Genomic DNA, 19,272 nt, shown 5'->3' on the forward strand with positions numbered 1-19,272 from the left:
GATCTGTAATAAAAACGATTCCACAAAACTAAACTGTTGTGATACCAGTTAGCTAACATTGCCTTTTAGCATCATAAGTGTTCAGCAAAAAAACGAATCGTCTCTTGCCAAGAATCATTACTGTCAGCCATTACTTTTTTCCAAGGCACCTTGTGATAACGGTGATTAGGCTGATACGCAATCGTCATCATATGACCACAGTTAGCGTATAACTTTGCTTTCACTTGATGCTGATAGATCGATGATTGGCTTAATTGTTGGACCATCTGATCGATAGCAAAGCTGGTCGGCCAAATCTCATCTTTAAGTGAACCGAGAAATAAAATATCTCCGGCTATTTGTTCAATTGGAATTTTACTAGCTGGCTTAACAGGAAAGGACTGCTTAAAAAATTTCCACTTGATTAGATCACTAAATTTAAATTTTGTGTAAGGCAACTCCAAGCCATTCCGAATCCAAGAAGAAGCACGGGCATTTCTTGTTCCTTTGATCCCTTCTAATACAGCATTCATCGGAGAATTCACTACGACACACTTTAATTCTGAAAACTGGCTAGCACTAACTAAAGCTAGTTCAGCTCCTTTAGACCGACCATAAATCCCGATTCGATTTGAATCTACAAATGTTTGGCTGGCTAAATAATGAATCCCACTTTCAATTAATTCAAGTGGAATCTTCATTAAATTCGGTGCAGTTTTCTCTAAGCCAAAATAACTGATTGCTAAAGTAGCAAAACCACGACTAGCTAATAGCTGAGCGATTTGTTGTGCCTTTTCAATCCGACCATCACTGCCGCTCAAAACAAGAATTGCTGGAGCAGCGTGAAGAGCCGGATCCCAAAAGATTCTTCCTTTGCCTCCAGTCAAATCAATTGTTTTTGATGCTACTTTCGGCAATTGAAAAAAGCGGCGAAAGCATTGCTGCTTTAACACCACGTGCTGTGTTGAAACAGTAATTGAAAGATTGAAACTTGAATGTAGTGGAATATCTTTAATGTTCTTAGCTAACTTGACCATTTGCTTGTAGTAAGGCTGACAATTGAAAAATAATTCCATCGCGGATTTTTCTGTTATGACGAGTCTTCCCTGATTATTTGCTAAAAAATCAGCTTCAGCTCGCCAAATAGTTGTTGAAGCCAAATGCATCGGCGCATTGATATTAGAATACCCTTCTAATGTCAATTTTAGATTGATCGATTGATTAGCTGGCAACTGAGCCACTTCAATTCTAAAAGGTTCATCTGCTAAATCACTGCTACTGATTAATGTAATTGAAACCATTCACTTCTCCTTTTTGTTAAACAGCTTAACAACCCATTCAACTTCTAATTTTAAATCCAAGGTAACGCCTTCCAAACTGCTTCGATTTCTTGCATTAATTGTTTTGTTTCGCTCAAAAATTCAGGTGAATGCTGATTCAAAATAGCTACTAATTCATTCATGAGGTAATCTTGTTGCCGCTCATGCTCTGCAAAAACCGCTTCACCAGCCGAGGTCAGCACCAAACAATATTCATTCTTTTTTTGTGTGGATTGGATCTTTTGGACTAAATCTTTCCGTTTTAATTTATTAATCATCTGTGTGACAGCACTTCTTGAAATTGATTGTAGATTTGCTAGTGTGATCAAGTTAAGATTCTTATTTTTCCCGATCGCCACGATAGTATGGATCTCTGCTAAACTCAAATCAAACTCAAATTGGTTGAAGTGCTGCGTTTTTTCTAATACCTTGTAAGCTGCGATAAATTGTTGAAACTGTTGATTAAATTGTTGTAACTCTGATCGCTCCATCTCATTCCACCCTCTTGTTAAGCTCATTAACATTATACAAAAATTGGAGGGGATTGCAACCCGAGTGTAGCATATAATACTATAGCAAGTTGCTAAAAGGATAAGTTACTAAATAAACGATTGGTACGTATATTCAAGACAATTATTAAATAAGCTATCACAGTTGTACCTGCAATAATATTATTAAACAAATCACTTACTTAAATGATCCGGCGCATAGATGATATGTTTGCTACTTCTAAAGCTTGGCAAGATAAAACTAGACCACGAATTGAGTCTCATCAAGAGATAAAGTCGTTTTTTTATTTTTTAATCCATGACGATATCGATTTGGACGACTACGTATTACATAAATTCACATTCCACTATTTTAGATTTGAGCCTTGACGGTAGGGCGTTCGTGATAGGCTAGTAAAATTTACATTCCACTATTTTAGATTTGAACGTTTTTCTGGATCGGTAATCCTGCTTAAAATGATAATTTACATTCCACTATTTTAGATTTGAACTTGGTCTTGTATTTGTAGCCCCCCTGCTAGAATCATTTACATTCTACTATTTTAGATTTGAACGCAAGGAAAAAAGATTTATCTATTCAGTTTATCCATATTTACATTCCACTATTTTAGATTTGAACTCATCAATCCAGTGCTGGATGTCTTGCTGCATGACTATTTACATTCCACTATTTTAGATTTGAACAGGTTCGGTGATCATTTGAATACTTGAACCTTTTGAATTTACATTCCACTATTTTAGATTTGAACGCTTGGTCTCAAACGCTTCAACGCAACATCTTTGTATTTACATTCCACTATTTTAGATTTGGACGTCTTATCTCGTATTGCGAGAGAGGAAGGTTATTGATTTACATTCCACTATTTTAGATTTGGACCTGCCACGTCAATTATCACCTTAATTGTACGGAAATTTACATTCCACTATTTTAGATTTGGACCAAAACATGAATGATCCAGCAGTAAATCAACTAGTATTTACATTCCACTATTTTAGATTTGGACGACTGATCGCATGTCGTCATAGGTTGTCAAAAAATCGATATTTACATTCCACTATTTTAGATTTGGACAAGTCTGACGTGATTATTAGATTTTATGATAAGTAATTTACATTCCACTATTTTAGATTTGGACTCACGTTCAATATTAATTCTTTTAACACGATCAACATTTACATTCCACTATTTTAGATTTGGACGAATTCAAGCATCAAAAATCAATCGCTAGATTGTTATTTACATTCCACTATTTTAGATTTGGACCGAATCATTACATCAGATTTTCCAAAATAAATCGTTATTTACATTCCACTATTTTAGATTTGGACACGCACCAGATGTCAAAATTGCTACTAAAAATGCTATTTACATTCCACTATTTTAGATTTGGACTCATCCGTTTCAATCCTTTCTCTTTAATCAGTTAAAATTTACATTCCACTATTTTAGATTTGGACTTTTTGGAAGAAAACTTTGCATCTATCTTAAAAAAAGAAATTTACATTCCACTATTTTAGATTTGGACGGTATTGTTATCTTTTGTGAAAGGTGAGGAATAGAAATTTACATTCCACTATTTTAGATTTGGACTGTGACGCAGCAACGAAAGCAGGCTATTAAAATTTATTTACATTCCACTATTTTAGATTTGGACATTAAGGATGTATACTATTGCCATAAGGTAATAAAGATTTACATTCCACTATTTTAGATTTGGACGGTATCGTAGTCTTCGTCCTCATATGTATTACTTTATTTACATTCCACTATTTTAGATTTGGACAAAATCAAAGCCTGTGATTTGGATGTTTTTTTCTTCATTTACATTCCACTATTTTAGATTTGGACCAATCTGCTGATGTTAAACAGCACTACAGTGACGGTATTTACATTCCACTATTTTAGATTTGGACTCCGCCGTTAACCCACTCAGTTCAGATTCTACTCGATTTACATTCCACTATTTTAGATTTGGACAGTTACTGTTGCGCTTAAACAGTTGCCAATCATGTTATTTACATTCCACTATTTTAGATTTGGACCCGTGTAGTAGATCGAGGAGTAGCCGTGGAGTAAAGATTTACATTCCACTATTTTAGATTTGGACGATTCAACTTGGGCATAGTTGCTGGCAAGTGGATAGATTTACATTCCACTATTTTAGATTTGGACATTGAATATGGCGTTGATGATCGCACCGGTAAAAATTTACATTCCACTATTTTAGATTTGGACCTTGCGCCAGTGATTCCGTCGAATGCAATCGAAAAATATTTACATTCCACTATTTTAGATTTGGACGCTGGCATCTATCAACAAAACAGCAAGCGTCCGATATTTACATTCCACTATTTTAGATTTGGACTCTGATGTCTTGTGTGATTGGATTCCAGCTTGATTATTTACATTCCACTATTTTAGATTTGGACAAAATACGAAAATGAAGCACTAAAAAATAAAATCGATTTACATTCCACTATTTTAGATTTGGACACATCTGCCATATTAGTCTTAACTTCACCAGTTTTATTTACATTCCACTATTTTAGATTTGGACATTATTTCCCCATCCAAACTTTCCCGCAATCTACGCAAATTTACATTCCACTATTTTAGATTTGGACCTGGCTATGCGTTACAGGACTAAAGCACCATTTAAATTTACATTCCACTATTTTAGATTTGGACAAGTATATGATGCTTGCGTTGTGTTACCAGCTAAAGAATTTACATTCCACTATTTTAGATTTGGACGATAATATTGTGTAACAGTCTTCCCACTTTGATGTTCATTTACATTCCACTATTTTAGATTTGGACTCTATCGCTTAAAACCCGCTACCTGACAATAGAATTTCACTAGGTTCTGTCGACCTGGCAGAAAAGAGATTTCTTTTTACTAATATAACAATTTTTTATATTTAAACACAATAATATCAACTTTAACAGCAACTGTCATAACCCCCATATTTGTCTATATTAACTGTCGACAGTTCTATTAAAAGAAATTTGATAACTCATCTTCCAAAGAAATACCCAAATAACTTTTTTCTAACCAACGCTTGTTTGTATTTTTAAAAATTACAACAGAGTCAAGATCATCCCGAATCAAATCAGACAATTGCAACTCTAATTCTTTTAATTTTGCAGGGGTGATTTCTCCTTCAAATACTGACTTTTGTACATGTGTTAAATACTTTTTGCACAGTTTAAAAATGCGGTTTAAAACACGACTTCCCTTCTCATCCAAACTGATATCATAAACTAAAATAATATACATAGCATCACCACCACATTTTAAATGGTTCATACACTTGATCAGCCATTAAGTGTTTGATTAGTTTATAACATTCTAGTCGCATTAAGCGTCGATAAGAAACATTGCGTTTCAAAGTCTTATGCCGAATCGTCTTTTTTAATTGTTCATCAAAGGCACGTAATACTTTTTGTTGTCCCTTTTTCTTTAAATAGCAACCAGCAGAATCTTTTTCAAAATCCTTTTCAGTAATCATCTTCTTATTGATTAACGAAAAAATCAATCGATCTACAATTATTGGTTTAAAAATTTCGGCAATATCTAATGACAATGAAAATCGTCGTTCAGAATTACTGTGTAGATAGCTGATCGTTGGGTTTAATTGGCTGACATAAATCTCTGATAAACAGGCACTATAAGTCAGCATATTTAAAAATGAGATCAATGTATTTATCATATTATCTGGAGGTCTTCTAACCCGAGAGGTAAATTCTACTGCTTCTGAAAAAATAGTTGCCCATGCTTGATAATAACTTACATGGATTTTCCCTTCTATCCCCATCAGCTCATCAATATCAGAAGCAAGATCAATTCTTTTTCGTAACGCTTTAATCTCATGAATGTTTTTCGTCAAGTCCTTACCTCGACGATTATAATATTGAAGATTCCGCAAACAGTTCGCTGTTGCCCCATCTACAAATGAGCGAGCTAATAATAACCGTTTTGTCTGCTCAAGCGAATACATGACTTGTTTTGCAAATAAATCTCCTGACACATTTACTTCACGTGGATAAAAGGTGCCCGTATAGTAGCCATAATAATTAAAAAAATGAACCGGTATCATTTTTTCTGATAAATAATTCAGACATTTTGTATTCAAACTAACTTCTCCGAACAAATAGATATCTCTAGTCATCTCAATTTTTAAATCTTTATAGCGTCCCTCTGTGTTTTCCATCCGAATTACATTATCTTTTCTTTTCAAGGCACCATTAGAATAAAGATAATAACTCTCCATCATAAACCTCCTAGCTGAAACAATACTCATAGTAGGCACATTTCGAACAGTAAGTTAATTTTTCTACAGCAGGTGATGTATCTTGTAAAGTTACATCTAAAACTTTTAGTAGCAGTTGTTCCACAGCTTTTCGATCAGCAGCAGTCAATTTTATTTCCTGTCGTTCCCGAAGCTTAGGATAATCTAAGAAACCCTTCTCAACTTCAATACCTTGTTGCTCTAAAAAATATAAATAGTATTTCAATTGCCAAACCGCTGCCGGCTCAATTGCTCGGCTTTTTTTCACTTCATGTATAATTTTCCATTCTTCTAAAAAATCAACGGCGATTGATCCTTCAATCGAAATTAATTTTTCCGTTTGAGTATCAGCTGAAATCAAGATGGTGCCATCAATTTGGATCTGTTTTTTCTTTTTTTGATAACTACTTTGATCTAATAGCTTTCCTAACTGCACATTTTCATGACTTGTTTCGTACCGTAACCCATGACTAAATAACCAAAGTTTGCGCTGACAGACAAAATAATAATTGATTATATTACCCGTTATCCGCATCTTGATCACCTCAAAAGAAATTATCTTCTAGAATTGATTTTGCTTTTCGTGGGACTGCTCCAATTTTTACATCGTAATCACAATCCAAAATAAATAGCCGCTCATAATCATTGATCTGGTATGTCGTCAATTGACTATTTTTTTGTGCAGTTAGAACTTGATACTGAGGGATCGTTACCATCAAGTTCTCTAACTTAATTCTTTGTTGCTGTTTTTGACGTTTTAGCTCAATTTTTTCTTGCTTAGTTAGATCTTGATACGATTTTTGCAATGTTTCGATCGCTTGCGTGATTTCTAGCTGATGCTCTTCCCAAATAGATTGCGGAATAACTTGTTGCGTTTGAATATTTCGAAATAATTTTTGAACCTCTTTTTTTGAAACACCATCATTTTCAGTATCCTTTAAGTAACGGATCATGTGTGTGATCTCATGGTAGTATTCTGTTTTCGCCATATTTTGAGTAGTGTACGTTTTTGCGATCAATGTCATCTTTTCTTTTTCTGATAAATTCCCCGAAACAGTTTGTAAAGCTTTTTTAGAGAGTTCAAAGATATCTCGGTGAACCACAGCGGTATCCGTTCGACTAATACCATTAGTGGGACCTTCTCCTCCATCAAATACGTAAACATTAGGCTGCTCGCTAGCTAAAGCACGTTTTCTGTAGCAACGACCCATCCGCTGAAACAACCCATTCAACTCTGATAATTCCGTTATCAGCAAGTCAAAGTCAATATCTAGAGAAGCTTCTACGACTTGAGTGGCTACCCAAATTCCTTTCCGAGTCTTTTCATTAGCAAAGTCCATGATCGCTTTTTCTTTTTGCTGACGATCATTTCGAATGAAGCGACTGTGTAACAAATTGATTTCCACATCAGGTAATTCTACTTCTAACTCTGAAAAAATAGTTTGCGCTGCTTTAACCGTATTACAAATGACTAATACTTGGTTATTCTCATTATGAGGAATAATATCTTGTGCTGACAACGTCCGATGAACAACTTCTACGTTATGACGTACAGCTAACTTTCCATCAAGAAAAGGCTGGGTATTCATTTTAAACTCTAATCCATTTTCATTGAATAGATCCAGCAAGTACGTAGGTAAAGTTGCTGTCATAATCAGAAATTTCCCACCAAAGTCTTGAATCTCCTTTAGGCCTTTGATTAAATAAGCTAATAAATCTGGGGAATACATCTGAATCTCATCAATCACAATTTTAGAATAGGCAAATGTTGCTAGTTTTAATTCAAAGCCTGGATAATGATAGACAAAGTCAAAAGTCTGATCTAGCGTTGTAACAGTTAATGGTAAAGACCAGCTTTTCGTTTCAGTTAAGTAGTGAGCAATTCGATCGTACTCTTCTACTTTCTTAGCATCTTCTTTCATTAATACCGCTAAACTATCTGAATGAAGAAGTCCCACCTCTTTTGTAATGTCATCGGTCACTGTTGCACCGATACGATCATAAATTGCATTAATCGCAGCTTTAAGCGGCAAAGTAAAGAATCCTTTTTGGTCGCCAATCCAACGCAGTCCCGCTTCCGTTTTTCCTAGTCCAGTTTGTCCAATAATTACTAAATTTTCAGCTTGATTCTGATAAGCAAACTGTTGCATATCATTCCAATTAGCATCAGGATCATTCTGCCGCCACTTTTCAACTATCCGATTCAAATTTTTAGTTAAAAAATTAGCCGGATACTCCACTGGATAGTGACCGCTTGCAGCATAATCGATCCGATTCAATAAACCTTTTAGCATCACATATGTTTGAAAAAATTCTTTTTCAGAATTGATACGAGTCCCAATTGAAAAATAGCGTTTCGTCACTTTTTTGATTTTTCCAATATCGATTGGCTCTAATCCGATTTTTTCAAATTCAAACTTTCCAGCAGGTTCTTTAAGTTTTTCAATCTCTAACTTATAGTTTTCTAGATCATCTTCAACTGCCGAAAAATCTCGTTCATGATGTAATGCAATACTATAGTACAAAGCTTGTAACTCCGAAATTGAGTACACTGTTCTTAGCTTTTCCACGGGCAAGAGTGTGACACTTAAAAGTGCATGAGGAATTTCTCCCGCTATTTGTCGTTTATTTTGCTGAACTTTTTGTTGAAAATTTGCATTTATTTTACCTAGGTCATGATATTGACAAGCTTGCTCTAGTAGCGACCAATTAACTGGGATTGTGGGATAAAGTGATTTTAACAATGCATAGTTCTGTAATAATTCACTTGTATGCTGAATGATCGTTTCTCCATCTGACTTTGCCCAAAAAGAATTCATTCTTCTGCTCCTCACGTTAAAAAGACTAGTGTACCTTCATCATCAATTAAAACAGCTTCGCCTTCAAAAACATCAAAACTACTTGTATAAACTACTTCTTTTCGTTCAATCCAATTTCGGTGAATTTTTGGTACTTTCTTCGTACCAAAATTAACTAGTTCATAAACTTTAGGTAATCGATATCGGGTGCCAGTTTGAAATGTTCCTTTATCTAATGACCCTTTTTTTTCAATCCAATCTACAGGTAAGTAGGCACTCCAATTACCTTTTCGATTTTCATAATCATTTTCCAAAGTTTGTTCCGTAATCTCAACCAGCTGAACTTTTTGAAAATCAGCTAAATCTTCTCGCCGTCCTAAGTTAGGAAATTCGCGTGGTTGATTTAATGCCGCATAAATAGCGGGCACCTTCGTTTGGTCTTTCGGCACAATATGCAAAATTAGAGAGACGTCTACCAACAATTCCGTATAGCCGATTCCACGACTGACGCCAAAACCATTTACTTCTAAATTGTGTCGCCCTTTTTCAAACTTATTGCCATTTTTAAACTCATACCGAGTAAAAAAATCATTCGTTTTAGAAAAATACGATCCTTGGATACTTACGTCCATTGGCTCATACTGCTGATAATCACACAAATAATGAACCATTCCAATAACCGTTGACAAGGGTGGTAACGGATAAGTTTCTCTTAGTTGATAACTAGTTGGCATACGATAATTCACCATATCTTGATGAATGACTAATTTAATTCCCTTCATAGTAATCGGCTACTTTCTGTTTGAAAACTTCAAAAGTTGCAGGAACACTTTGAGCACCTAAATGCTCTACAATTTCATTAGTGTTCTCAAAAATACCTTTTACCACTCCAACAATCGTTTCATTCTTCAGTTGATCTGTTAAAAGTGATTCAATTTGCGAAACATCAAGTTGATGCTCATTTAAATTCACTGCGTTTTCAAACAATGGATTTTTACGCTCGTAAACGCCACCTACTACAAATAATGGCTTTAAATCTTCTCGGCGGCCACGGATATCACGATATAAATACTGAATCGTATCTAAAAGTTTTTGTACTCGACGACTTTTTTCGGTTGCTGACAACTCAATTTTTACAGCTGAGTCAAGCCCAATTTGATCTAGATCCATTGTAATAGTATACCGATAAAACGAACGATGAATCTCAGCTTGAGCAATCGAATTATCAGCTTTTTCTTCTCCGCTTGCTCGCAAGCGCTGTGCCAAGCCCATATTCGTTAAAAAGTCAGTGTCTCCTTTGAATGTCTCGAGTGAAATCGCATTTGATAATCGTACCTTAGCGGAACGAGTAGTCGCGTTTACATCTTTTTGCGTTTTCATATAACCAAAGAAATCAATTTCTGGAAAGTCTTCGATGGTAGCATTTTTATCAAACTGAATCACTTGTTTTTTACCTGAACCCTCTGCACTCAGTGTCGCTAAAGGTTCATCTAATTGTTCAACAATGTTGTAACGCAAAGCTTGGCGTGAGATGTACGTATATTGGTCGCCCTTTCCACGAGTTACTTTTTTCAACATCGAAACATTCCCTAATGATTCCCCATAATTTGCACTTTCAGCTAAAAATACCATTGTCATTGTTAAGCCTTTACCCATTTTCATTTCCTCCTTTACTTTCTCCAATTAAACCGGTCAAAAAAGTATATCCAATTGTTTTAAAGTGCTCATCGTTTAAAAAAATCTCATTAAAATAAGGTGGAACTATTTTCCCAAGATACATATAACTATTTAGTAGTACATCCATATAGCCGTCTTTATCATTTGCTTTTAAAGCATTCAACATTCGGTAGCCAATACTAGTCGCTTTATTTTTATTTTCGTATCCCAACTTGAAAAGATAGCCATCTTTACGAATCCGCTCTAACTTTTCTGCAGTTAGCTTTTCCATATCTATCAACTCCTCTAAAAAATTTTGATTGATTCTTATTAGTGCCATTAAATACCAACTATTCACAAATGTTCGTTCACCACTTAGTAACTGGCGTTGAAGCAAATTAAGCAACGAAAACAAATTAGTGCTATTCATCAGCCGGCTAATCACTGCCTGATATAAATTATGATATTCGCCCGCTATGTTATAGCCGCCTTTAATTAGCGGCTCTAAATCCGCTTTTGAAGTCGCCAATGTTTTTAACAATATTCTTGATAATAGACTAAAATAATAGCGCTCATTCTCATAACGAACTACTTGAATATCATTTAATTCTCGCTCATTTTGTTTTAAATTTTCTAATTGCAATGTTTGGATCATCGCTGCGTATGTGTTCGTTGAATTTACTTGCAAATGATTCAAATCTAAAATTCTAGTTCGAATGGCCCGATTGACTTGAAGTAATTTTTTAACTGAGTGATTATCATTTACAAAAATTCCTTGACTATAAACATAAGAGAAACCTGCTGGAATACAGCTGTATAATAGACGACATTGTGGACACATCCAAATATCGTTTACAAAATTCCAAGAGTTACTCGTTTTTCGATTAACGTCATAGCCCATTTGATTTAAAAAGCTATAAGGCACACCTTTTTTTATTGGTCGACCACAATTTGTACAAGTTAATTTATCTTTTTGATGGTCTTGTTCATAGTAATCAAAGATTGGCTGGATAAAAAAATTGTAATAGCTTTCATAATAATCGTCTTTACTTTGTTGACGATTCAAAAACGCAACATTGTTATACCCTTTGTTAATAACGTTATAGATTTGAATTTTCCCACTAATATATTTATTTACTTGCGGATCAGAAAAATATTCATAGACTTGATCTAATCGCTGATAAACTACTTTCACTTTCTCCATAATTAAGCCTGTTTCTTTTTCCCATTGATCTTTTTTCAGCCGCTCTAATTTTAACGAGCTTAGTACCGTTAAAATATCCGTTGAATGATTAAGCAATGGATAAACTGCTTTATAGCTATTACTTTCACCATACTGCCTCACACTCTTTAAATATGTGGCTAGAAATTCGTAATCTTTCTGCCCAAAATTCGCAAAATTTTCCTGCTCAAACTTTTCTTTTTGATCTTGGTAGCTGAAAATTTTGGTTAGTGAGGAGAGTTGGCGATAGTTTTTAGCAAAAAAATCAAAATAATGATCCGCAAAATTTTCTAACTGATTAACTGATAATTTGATACTCTGCGAAGTCAATAGGATATTTTCCTCACCTAAAATATTTATTAATCCACAAACACCAGCATTTTCCAGCCAACCGTTTAATCGAAATTCTAATACATTTTCATTACCCATTTAAATCCCTCCTTCCACTCAAATTTCTTCCATATAGCCAAAAAATAATCCGCTTTTTGACGATATACTAGTATCACGAAGATACTCCAACAAGTATGGCTCCCCAGAAAGCTTCAACTTTCCAATTGAACTTTGCAACGCTTTCTCATAGGTTTTTATGACAGTTTTTTTCATTTCTAAAGGTTTGATCTTCAATTCATCAATATCATATTTCACTCGTTCACCTAGAAGGGGAATCAATTTCCGCTTCAAATTTTCTTTGCAAACGATTTCAAAGTTGTCATCACCAAAACTAAGAAACCAATCTTTGTGCTGTATGGGATCGTGTTGACGTACAAGAATCGGTGACAGCGTTTGAAAAACCGCACTAGTTGAAGTTATCCGTTCTTGATAAATGTTCTCGATTTTGTCTACTATAACCTCTACATTGGAATAGAGTTGCAATCTTTTCTCCTGCTTTAATAATTGAAACGCATTATAAACATTAAATGCTAATTGCGAATCAGGCGTTGAAAAAAACCAAGATATTTTTGGTTCCTTCAACAAGATCACTTCTTTTGAAAATTTCGCTTTATGAAAGATCAATGCTTGAGAATAATTTTTCTGAGTGTTTTTTTCTTTAAACAACAAATTAAACTCAGCGGGCGAGGCTTTTTCTAACCCTCGCTTTAGTAGCGACAGAAATGCTGCATGGTAACGAATTGGAATCTCTGTTGGTTCAAATTCTCCATTAGTAACTATTTTTAAGCTAATCTTGAATCGCATCTTTAATCCTCCTTGGGTAGCCTGTATATTTTTTCAGCTGTCATCACAATACGATCATAACCTATAAGATGAAAAAAGCAAAACGAAATCTTGTTATCTAAAAAGAGATAATCAATTAGCTTATTTGACTATCTCTTTTATTTATCCACTATTTTAGATTTATTGGTAACTACCTTAAAAAATATACTTTTACATTCCACTATTTTAAATTGTTATTCCACCTCAAGAATAGCACATTTTCGGAGAGTTTTATAATTACATCACTATCTCTAAAACAGTCATACCGACATCAAATACAATATTGGATAGGCATTGGGTAAAAAAGATAGAAAAAATATTTCATACCGCTACCTTTTTGACTGACATAACTAGGTTGAGATGATAGTAAAAGTCTTGATCCATTATGGCGTGCCAAAAATAAATGAAAAAATTATCAGGGTCAGCTAGCTACAATATAGTATTTTAACCATTAACTGAAGCTTTACTTTATTCCAGAAAAAACAAACAGGAAGCAGACATTAATCATGCCTTGCTCCCTGTTTTTACAACTAACCGATTAAAAGTGCTTCAATTATGAATTCGCAATTACTTAATTGTCACCCTCATCTTTTTTATCTAGCTGATCATTGATTTTACCTGCTAGATCATCGGTCACTTCATCGGCTTTATCTTTTGCTTTTCCTAATCCTTGTTGTGCTTTGCCCTTGAGTTCTTCTTTTTGGTCATCGTTCATTTTACCTTTTGCTTCATTCACTTTACCTTTTAATTCATCTAAACTCATGAAAGCCCTCCTTTGGCTAAAAAAATTATTTTTTTTCTATAATTTGAGTATAACACCCGACACTTGATTTGGCTAAAGAGACGCTTTTTCTTTTTTTAATCGTGTTTGTGCTTGCTCGATCTGCTGATGCAATAACGCAATCCGTTGTTTCGTATAAGGACTCGTGCTTTGTTGGATCTGTTCTAATTCTTGCTGACTGTCACGGATACTTTCTTCAATCATTTTGATAACGGTTTCATTAAGTGCCATGTCATTTCCTCCTAAGCAAGTTCGACTGCTTTTTTTATTTCCTATGCTACACTGCTAGCGAGGTGAAGTAAAATGAAAAATCGATGGTTAGCAGAGGAATTAAAGAAAATCATGACCCCCGATAACCAATTCGTATTAAATGAAGCACTCCGTTATATCGAACAGCTAGAAGATGACAATGAAAGTTTGCAAGTTGCCTTAGAAGGAACGATCTGGAGTCCGAAAAAATGGCGAGATGATCAGCGTAAAAGCGAACCGCTCAATTGATGAGCGGTTTTTTAGTCCGACAGATTTAACTGTTTAGTTTTGAGATCCCGATGAACTTTAAGTGAAAGTGCAGTAAACTCCGCGATCACTGGAAACGCATAATCCAATTCTTTTTGATAATCAACTAAGCGTTGGTTGACTGCTTCGACATCGTGAATCTCAATTAATTTAAACTTGCCACGTACAGCGACACTTTGATGTTCGGCTTCATAGTGACAGCACACACAGCCTAGCTCATTTCGCGTAATATTACTGGCACTTCGCCCATCACCGTTGATATAAAAGTGAAACGAACTGATCCCTTTGCGCTGGATCGGTGGGCCGACGATGATCGTATACGGGAAACCATTGCGATCGATCGTACTTAATGCAAATGATTGACAGCCTTCGATCAATTCATGGGCTTGCTGATAAATTCGTTTTTCAGTCATCTTTTTCCCCTCCCATTCCACGAACTTAAATTATTATTTTCGAAATAATAATCAAATATATGAATAGTATTACAGAAATGTGAGAAAAACAAAAGCAAACTGATCGCCGTTAAGAAAAATGTAACCCATTGCAGTGGATCCGTTCACGCTTAAACTAAAAAAGTTCTGATCACAACGATCAGAACGGCAGTAACTCTTTGCGATAGATCAAATGCTCGCGCAACTGACCATTTAAATTTCGCGAATAGCGCCCAGCATAAGTCAACCCTAGTGCTTCCGCAACTTTTTTCGAAGCTTTATTATCTGGAACAAATTGCGCAATGACACTGGGCACCCCTTTCAAGTGTAAAAATTCTAACATGCCACTGGCTGCTTCATGCGCATAACCATGGCCTTGTGCAAAGGGTTTGATGATATAAGCAAGTTCCACTTCTGGTCGACCTTGGATCTCCGTTTTCAACCCACCGACTAATCCGACAATCTCCTCAGTTGTTTTTTCAATGATAAAAAAATAGCTATAACCAAATTGATGATACTGCTGTTGGATTTTTTCCAGCCACTGGCGCGTCTCGGTTAAAGAAAAAGTTTTCCCCCAGCCAAGTTGCATCAAATTAGGATCTTGTAAGATCTTCAACAATTCGATTTGATCTTGCAACGTGATCGGTACGATGTTCAAATGCTCCGTTGCAAAAATCAATTCATCTTTTTCATAGACCATCCTCACGTCCCCTTTAAGGTTTCACATAAGCAAATCCAGCTTGTTGTAATTGGATCAGATCCACTACTCCGGCCGGCACGACTTCGATTTCCGCTATTAGATCTTGGACTTCAATGTGATGGGCCTTCATCGCATTATGACAGGCATGATAGGTCACATTCGGAAAATCACGAATAAATTTTATTTGAGCTGGCAGTAAATAACCTTGGATCGCTTCGCCATTGACCAGCAACACGATCTTCGCAGTCGGCTCGAGGGTGATGAGATTTTTGATATTATGGCGAGCTTCACTTAATTTTGCTAACTCATCGACATGAAAGACAACGTTCATTCAAAAACTTCCCTTCATTAAAATTACAAAAACTAACGAGCTGTTGTTCACCTTTTAAGCATAGCGGAAATATGCGCGTTTGAAAAGTCAGAAGCAACACTTGGAACAAACGCTTTTTACTAAAATTTTACTCGTTATTGAGCTGTTCAAACTTATCTCGAGGTCAAGTCGCTCTTGATACGATCGCTTGTTGTTCTAAGAGTGGTGCTAATTTTTCTAGCGAAAGATCCGCAAATGCATCATACTTCATCCGCTTGCGATATTCTGTGGCCGTCTCACCTGTACTTTTTTTAAACATTCGACTAAATACGACTAAACTATGAAAGCCGGATTGGTACGCGATATTTTCGACTGACTCATCTGTTTTTGAAAGTAAAAAAGCTGCTCGATTGATCCGGGTTCCTTGCAAATATTCTTTGATGGAAAGATTCAAATGACGACTGAATTCACGGGATAAGTGACTTCGATTGACCGACAGCGCCTCTGCGATTCCTTGCACCGTCAGATCTTCAGCATAATGTGTTTGGATGTATTCAATCGCTTGATTAGCTAACCGCGAAAAATGGCGCTTTTGACCAGGATCGATCTTGCCGCCATCTTGTAAGAGAATTCGCAAAAAACGATAGGTCAATTCATTTAATAAAAGTTCCGCTTCAAACGAATCATTGCCGTGATTCAGACACTCTAAGATCACAGCTAAATACGCTTCGATCTCGGCTGAAACCATCGTGTAAAATTCTTCTTTAAACAGTGAGTGGCGGATGATCTCTTGTGCGACTTGTCCTCCAAAAGACAACCAGCCATAAGTCCAAGGCTCTTCTGAATCGGCGCGATAAAAAGTCGTATCCCCCGGACGGATCAAAAATAGATCTCCTTTTTTCAATTGGAACTGTTGGTCTTTAACGTAATAAGTTCCTTTCCCATCGATCACAATATGTAAAATAAATTCATCACGAACTGCGGGTCCAAACGAATGGAACGGCAGTGTTTTAGAAAAGCCGCAAAAATCAAAATACAATTGACTGGCTAAATGATGTTCTTCTTTTTTAAAAAAAATCGCTTGTTCCATTCTTTCACCTCACTTCCATCATAGTAAATATTTAGTAAAATGCAACAAAAAGTTAAAGATCGGTCACGAATAACACTAACTGCGAAAACGATTACTTGGTAAAGTTAGGCTATCGAAAACGCTTAACAAAGAAAAGCGAGGAATATAGTTATGCAGATCACCGAAAAAGATTTTGGTCAAACGTACCACTTAATCACGTTAACAAATAATCACGGGACCTCCCTTTCCGTGACCGATCTTGGCGCACGGATCGTCAGTTTACTTTTTAACGAACGCGAATTGATTTTAGGCTTTGATTCCGCGGACGAATACATCCACAAAGATCCTTACATCGGCGCTTCGATTGGTCGAGTCGCTGGCCGGATCGAACATGGTCAATTTGCGATCAGCGGCAAGACGTACCAAGCCCAAACCGATCCGACAACTGGTCACACATTACATGGTGGTAATCCTGGATTTGAATTAAAGAAATGGGACTATCAAACGCGAGCAGAAGCTGATCGCGCTTCTGTTATTTTCCACTTAACTAGTCCTGATCAAGAAAATGGTTTTCCTGGTAATTTAGCAGTCGATGTCATTTACACGTTGACCGAAGACGATACTTGGGAAGTCAAAACAACCGGCATCAGTGATCAAGCGACATTGTTCAATCCCACTAATCACGTCTATTTTAACTTGACCGGTGATGTCAGCCAACCAATCGACAATCACACACTGTTTATTGAAAGCGATGTATTTGCAGAACTAGCATCTAACAGCATCCCGACTGGCAAAAAAGTTCCCGTCTCACGAACAGCCTTTGATTTTCGGAAACCTAAAAAATTAGCAGACGTTTTTGCAGCGGACTACCCGCAAAAAAATCAATTCAACGGGATCGATCACCCCTTCTTTTTGAAAAAAACTGGGTTGACGGAAACAGCAGCTGAACTAACTAGTCCAGACAATGAAGTCCAAGTCAGCGTGAAAACAGACGCACCCAGTCTAGTGATCTTTACTGCAAATTTTGGTGAAGACACCCCTGAGATGCGCGGCGCAAAATTAGCGGATCATGGCGGGATCACCTTTGAAGCGCAAGTCGCTCCCGGTGCTGAACAATATTCTGAATTCGGCTCCATGTTATTAGCCGCCAATCAACCCTTTACCACAACGACGGAATTTAAATTAACGAGCTTATAAACGAAAGGAAGATGTTACAATGACAGAATTACGCGAATTAAATACTAAATATGCAGATGTCTTCGGCCCTCGCACCGTGAGCCACTACTTCTCTCCTGGCCGAATCAATTTGATCGGGGAACATACCGACTACAACGGCGGCCATGTTTTCCCTGCTTCCATCACTTACGGGACATATGGTCTGGCTAGCAAACGAGATGACGATAAAATTTTAGTCTACTCGACAAATTTTGAAGAAATCGGCGTCGTCAGTTTCACCTTAGACGAATTAGATTATGATAAAAATGCGAACTGGGCAAACTATGTCAAAGGAATGGTCTTGAAATTAAAAGAAGCCGGCCACAAAATCGACAGCGGGTTTGAATTACTCGTCGAAGGAACGATCCCAAATGGCGCAGGTTTGTCCTCTTCCGCTTCTTTAGAACTACTCGTTGGGGTCGTCTTAGAAGATCTCTTCAACTTAGATGTGACTCGTTTGGAATTAGTTCAAACTGGTAAAAAAGTTGAAAATGAATTCATCGGGGTCAATTCTGGGATCATGGACCAATTCGCGATCGGTTTTGGCGAAAAAGACCATGCGATCTTATTAGATACGAATACATTAGACTATGAAATGGTGCCAGTAGTCTTAGGCGATTACGCAGTCGTCATTATGAATACGAACAAACGCCGCGAACTAGCTGACTCTAAGTACAATGAACGCCGCAGCGAATGTGAAAAAGCGTTGGAATTATTACAAACTGAACTTGACATCCAATCCCTTGGTGAATTAGATGAAAAAACATTTGAAGACCATGAACATTTGATCGGGGATCCTACCTTGATCAAACGCGCGAAACACGCGGTTACCGAAAATGAACGGACATTGATCGCGAAAAAAGAATTAGTCGCAGGCAATTTAGAAGCTTTCGGTAAATTATTGAACGCCTCTCACGCTTCTTTAAAAGATGACTACGAAGTGACGGGGATCGAATTAGATACATTGGCTGAAACTGCACAAGAACAAGCCGGCTGTCTTGGCGCACGAATGACCGGTGCCGGCTTTGGGGGCTGTGCGATCGCCTTAGTCAAAGAAGATGCAATCCCCACTTTCAAAAATAACGTTTACGATGAGTATATCAAAGTCGTAGGTTACGCGCCTGATTTTTATGTTGCTCATATCGGAGATGGCTCACGCAAGTTAGACAAATAATCTCTTGTTTTATTTTAATCTTTAAAGCTAAGCTTCTATTCTATCTTTTTAGAGTAGAAGTTTTTTATTCTTGCAAAAAAAAGTTGAT

The 19,272-nt window shown here is 36.4% G+C and carries 19 protein-coding genes and 1 CRISPR repeat array; of the genes, 3 read left to right on the top strand and 16 right to left on the bottom strand.

Translation table 11 applies throughout. The features are described 5' to 3' along the window. Positions 1 to 71: 71 nt before the first annotated feature. The 12 genes from GVJ38_RS02590 to GVJ38_RS02645 form a co-directional block, all read right to left on the bottom strand. Positions 72 to 1,280: an acyl-CoA thioester hydrolase/BAAT C-terminal domain-containing protein gene (locus tag GVJ38_RS02590; RefSeq protein WP_159721608.1), complete on the bottom strand. Its 1,209-nt coding sequence runs from the start codon at positions 1,278 to 1,280 to the stop codon at positions 72 to 74. A gap of 50 nt (positions 1,281 to 1,330) precedes the next feature. Continuing rightward, complete coding sequence (locus GVJ38_RS02595) at positions 1,331 to 1,789, bottom strand: MarR family transcriptional regulator (protein ID WP_159721609.1); 459 nt, start codon at positions 1,787 to 1,789, stop codon at positions 1,331 to 1,333. Positions 1,790 to 2,142: 353 nt separating this feature from the next. Beyond that, positions 2,143 to 4,628: direct repeats of the CRISPR family, unit length 29 nt; unit sequence ATTTACATTCCACTATTTTAGATTTGGAC. Positions 4,629 to 4,806: 178 nt separating this feature from the next. Next, positions 4,807 to 5,088: a CRISPR-associated endonuclease Cas2 gene (gene cas2 / locus GVJ38_RS02600; protein WP_159721610.1), complete on the bottom strand. Its 282-nt coding sequence runs from the start codon at positions 5,086 to 5,088 to the stop codon at positions 4,807 to 4,809. 4 nt (positions 5,089 to 5,092) lie between these two features. After that, positions 5,093 to 6,082, bottom strand: a complete 990-nt coding sequence (gene cas1b, locus GVJ38_RS02605) for a type I-B CRISPR-associated endonuclease Cas1b (protein ID WP_200849438.1) — start codon at positions 6,080 to 6,082, stop codon at positions 5,093 to 5,095. 10 nt (positions 6,083 to 6,092) lie between these two features. Continuing rightward, complete coding sequence (gene cas4 / locus GVJ38_RS02610; RefSeq protein WP_159721612.1) at positions 6,093 to 6,635, bottom strand: CRISPR-associated protein Cas4; 543 nt, start codon at positions 6,633 to 6,635, stop codon at positions 6,093 to 6,095. Between the two features lie 10 nt (positions 6,636 to 6,645). Then, positions 6,646 to 8,919 carry a CRISPR-associated helicase Cas3' gene (gene cas3 / locus GVJ38_RS02615; RefSeq protein ID WP_159721613.1) on the bottom strand — a complete coding sequence of 758 codons (2,274 nt, stop codon included), beginning with the start codon at positions 8,917 to 8,919 and terminating at the stop codon, positions 6,646 to 6,648. An 11-nt stretch (positions 8,920 to 8,930) separates the two neighbouring features. Then, positions 8,931 to 9,680 (bottom strand): CRISPR-associated protein Cas5, encoded by a 750-nt coding sequence (cas5, locus tag GVJ38_RS02620; protein WP_159721614.1) that lies wholly within the window; start codon positions 9,678 to 9,680, stop codon positions 8,931 to 8,933. Next, positions 9,667 to 10,554: a type I-B CRISPR-associated protein Cas7/Cst2/DevR gene (cas7i, locus tag GVJ38_RS02625; protein ID WP_235032786.1), complete on the bottom strand. Its 888-nt coding sequence runs from the start codon at positions 10,552 to 10,554 to the stop codon at positions 9,667 to 9,669. The genes cas5 and cas7i overlap by 14 nt, the downstream gene beginning before the upstream one ends. Next, entirely contained in the window at positions 10,547 to 12,205 is a 1,659-nt protein-coding gene (cas8a1, locus tag GVJ38_RS02630; RefSeq protein WP_159721616.1) for a type I-B CRISPR-associated protein Cas8b1/Cst1, read from the bottom strand. Before cas8a1 ends, cas7i begins: the two co-directional genes overlap by 8 nt. 18 nt (positions 12,206 to 12,223) lie before the next feature. Next, positions 12,224 to 12,970 (bottom strand): CRISPR-associated endoribonuclease Cas6, encoded by a 747-nt coding sequence (gene cas6 / locus GVJ38_RS02635; RefSeq protein ID WP_159721617.1) that lies wholly within the window; start codon positions 12,968 to 12,970, stop codon positions 12,224 to 12,226. A gap of 589 nt (positions 12,971 to 13,559) precedes the next feature. Beyond that, positions 13,560 to 13,751 (bottom strand): CsbD family protein, encoded by a 192-nt coding sequence (locus tag GVJ38_RS02640; protein ID WP_159721618.1) that lies wholly within the window; start codon positions 13,749 to 13,751, stop codon positions 13,560 to 13,562. A gap of 72 nt (positions 13,752 to 13,823) precedes the next feature. After that, complete coding sequence (locus GVJ38_RS02645; protein WP_159721619.1) at positions 13,824 to 14,000, bottom strand: hypothetical protein; 177 nt, start codon at positions 13,998 to 14,000, stop codon at positions 13,824 to 13,826. Positions 14,001 to 14,072: 72 nt separating this feature from the next. On the opposite strand from GVJ38_RS02645, the gene GVJ38_RS02650 reads away from it, so the two are divergent. Next, positions 14,073 to 14,267 carry a hypothetical protein gene (locus GVJ38_RS02650; protein ID WP_159721620.1) on the top strand — a complete coding sequence of 65 codons (195 nt, stop codon included), beginning with the start codon at positions 14,073 to 14,075 and terminating at the stop codon, positions 14,265 to 14,267. Positions 14,268 to 14,278: 11 nt separating this feature from the next. Here the strand turns inward: GVJ38_RS02650 and GVJ38_RS02655 are convergent, their stop codons facing one another. The 4 genes from GVJ38_RS02655 to GVJ38_RS02670 all read right to left on the bottom strand — a co-directional run bounded on the left by GVJ38_RS02655 (position 14,279) and on the right by GVJ38_RS02670 (position 16,816). Beyond that, positions 14,279 to 14,698, bottom strand: coding sequence for a pyridoxamine 5'-phosphate oxidase family protein (locus GVJ38_RS02655; protein WP_159721621.1), 420 nt, complete (start codon positions 14,696 to 14,698; stop codon positions 14,279 to 14,281). A gap of 178 nt (positions 14,699 to 14,876) precedes the next feature. Continuing rightward, positions 14,877 to 15,416, bottom strand: coding sequence for a GNAT family N-acetyltransferase (locus GVJ38_RS02660; RefSeq protein WP_159721622.1), 540 nt, complete (start codon positions 15,414 to 15,416; stop codon positions 14,877 to 14,879). A gap of 13 nt (positions 15,417 to 15,429) precedes the next feature. Further along, a complete protein-coding gene (locus tag GVJ38_RS02665; RefSeq protein ID WP_159721623.1) occupies positions 15,430 to 15,747 on the bottom strand; it encodes a DsrE family protein in 318 nt (105 codons plus the stop codon). A 163-nt stretch (positions 15,748 to 15,910) separates the two neighbouring features. Beyond that, a complete protein-coding gene (locus GVJ38_RS02670) occupies positions 15,911 to 16,816 on the bottom strand; it encodes an AraC family transcriptional regulator (RefSeq protein WP_159721624.1) in 906 nt (301 codons plus the stop codon). 150 nt (positions 16,817 to 16,966) lie between these two features. On the opposite strand from GVJ38_RS02670, the gene GVJ38_RS02675 reads away from it, so the two are divergent. Beyond that, on the top strand, positions 16,967 to 17,992 hold the full coding sequence (locus tag GVJ38_RS02675) for an aldose epimerase family protein (protein WP_159721625.1): 1,026 nt from the start codon (positions 16,967 to 16,969) through the stop codon (positions 17,990 to 17,992). Positions 17,993 to 18,011: 19 nt separating this feature from the next. Beyond that, positions 18,012 to 19,184, top strand: coding sequence for a galactokinase (locus tag GVJ38_RS02680; RefSeq protein ID WP_159721626.1), 1,173 nt, complete (start codon positions 18,012 to 18,014; stop codon positions 19,182 to 19,184). Positions 19,185 to 19,272 lie beyond the last annotated feature (88 nt).

This window comes from Enterococcus sp. CSURQ0835 (assembly GCF_902706605.1).
GTDB lineage: Bacteria > Bacillota > Bacilli > Lactobacillales > Enterococcaceae > Enterococcus_A.

Bases quoted from the DNA above. Each gene is read 5' to 3' on its own strand.
- GVJ38_RS02675 (WP_159721625.1), top strand. From the start codon at position 16,967: ATGCAGATCACCGAAAAAGATTTTGGTCAAACGTACCACTTAATCACG.
- cas5 (WP_159721614.1), bottom strand. From the start codon at position 9,680: ATGAAGGGAATTAAATTAGTCATTCATCAAGATATGGTGAATTATCGT.
- cas1b (WP_200849438.1), bottom strand. From the start codon at position 6,082: ATGGAGAGTTATTATCTTTATTCTAATGGTGCCTTGAAAAGAAAAGAT.
- cas8a1 (WP_159721616.1), bottom strand. From the start codon at position 12,205: ATGGGTAATGAAAATGTATTAGAATTTCGATTAAACGGTTGGCTGGAA.
- GVJ38_RS02650 (WP_159721620.1), top strand. From the start codon at position 14,073: ATGAAAAATCGATGGTTAGCAGAGGAATTAAAGAAAATCATGACCCCC.
- GVJ38_RS02670 (WP_159721624.1), bottom strand. From the start codon at position 16,816: ATGGAACAAGCGATTTTTTTTAAAAAAGAAGAACATCATTTAGCCAGT.
- GVJ38_RS02640 (WP_159721618.1), bottom strand. From the start codon at position 13,751: ATGAGTTTAGATGAATTAAAAGGTAAAGTGAATGAAGCAAAAGGTAAA.
- GVJ38_RS02660 (WP_159721622.1), bottom strand. From the start codon at position 15,416: ATGGTCTATGAAAAAGATGAATTGATTTTTGCAACGGAGCATTTGAAC.
- GVJ38_RS02665 (WP_159721623.1), bottom strand. From the start codon at position 15,747: ATGAACGTTGTCTTTCATGTCGATGAGTTAGCAAAATTAAGTGAAGCT.
- cas4 (WP_159721612.1), bottom strand. From the start codon at position 6,635: ATGCGGATAACGGGTAATATAATCAATTATTATTTTGTCTGTCAGCGC.
- GVJ38_RS02680 (WP_159721626.1), top strand. From the start codon at position 18,012: ATGACAGAATTACGCGAATTAAATACTAAATATGCAGATGTCTTCGGC.
- cas6 (WP_159721617.1), bottom strand. From the start codon at position 12,970: ATGCGATTCAAGATTAGCTTAAAAATAGTTACTAATGGAGAATTTGAA.
- cas3 (WP_159721613.1), bottom strand. From the start codon at position 8,919: ATGAATTCTTTTTGGGCAAAGTCAGATGGAGAAACGATCATTCAGCAT.
- cas2 (WP_159721610.1), bottom strand. From the start codon at position 5,088: ATGTATATTATTTTAGTTTATGATATCAGTTTGGATGAGAAGGGAAGT.
- GVJ38_RS02645 (WP_159721619.1), bottom strand. From the start codon at position 14,000: ATGGCACTTAATGAAACCGTTATCAAAATGATTGAAGAAAGTATCCGT.
- GVJ38_RS02590 (WP_159721608.1), bottom strand. From the start codon at position 1,280: ATGGTTTCAATTACATTAATCAGTAGCAGTGATTTAGCAGATGAACCT.
- cas7i (WP_235032786.1), bottom strand. From the start codon at position 10,554: ATGGGTAAAGGCTTAACAATGACAATGGTATTTTTAGCTGAAAGTGCA.
- GVJ38_RS02655 (WP_159721621.1), bottom strand. From the start codon at position 14,698: ATGACTGAAAAACGAATTTATCAGCAAGCCCATGAATTGATCGAAGGC.
- GVJ38_RS02595 (WP_159721609.1), bottom strand. From the start codon at position 1,789: ATGGAGCGATCAGAGTTACAACAATTTAATCAACAGTTTCAACAATTT.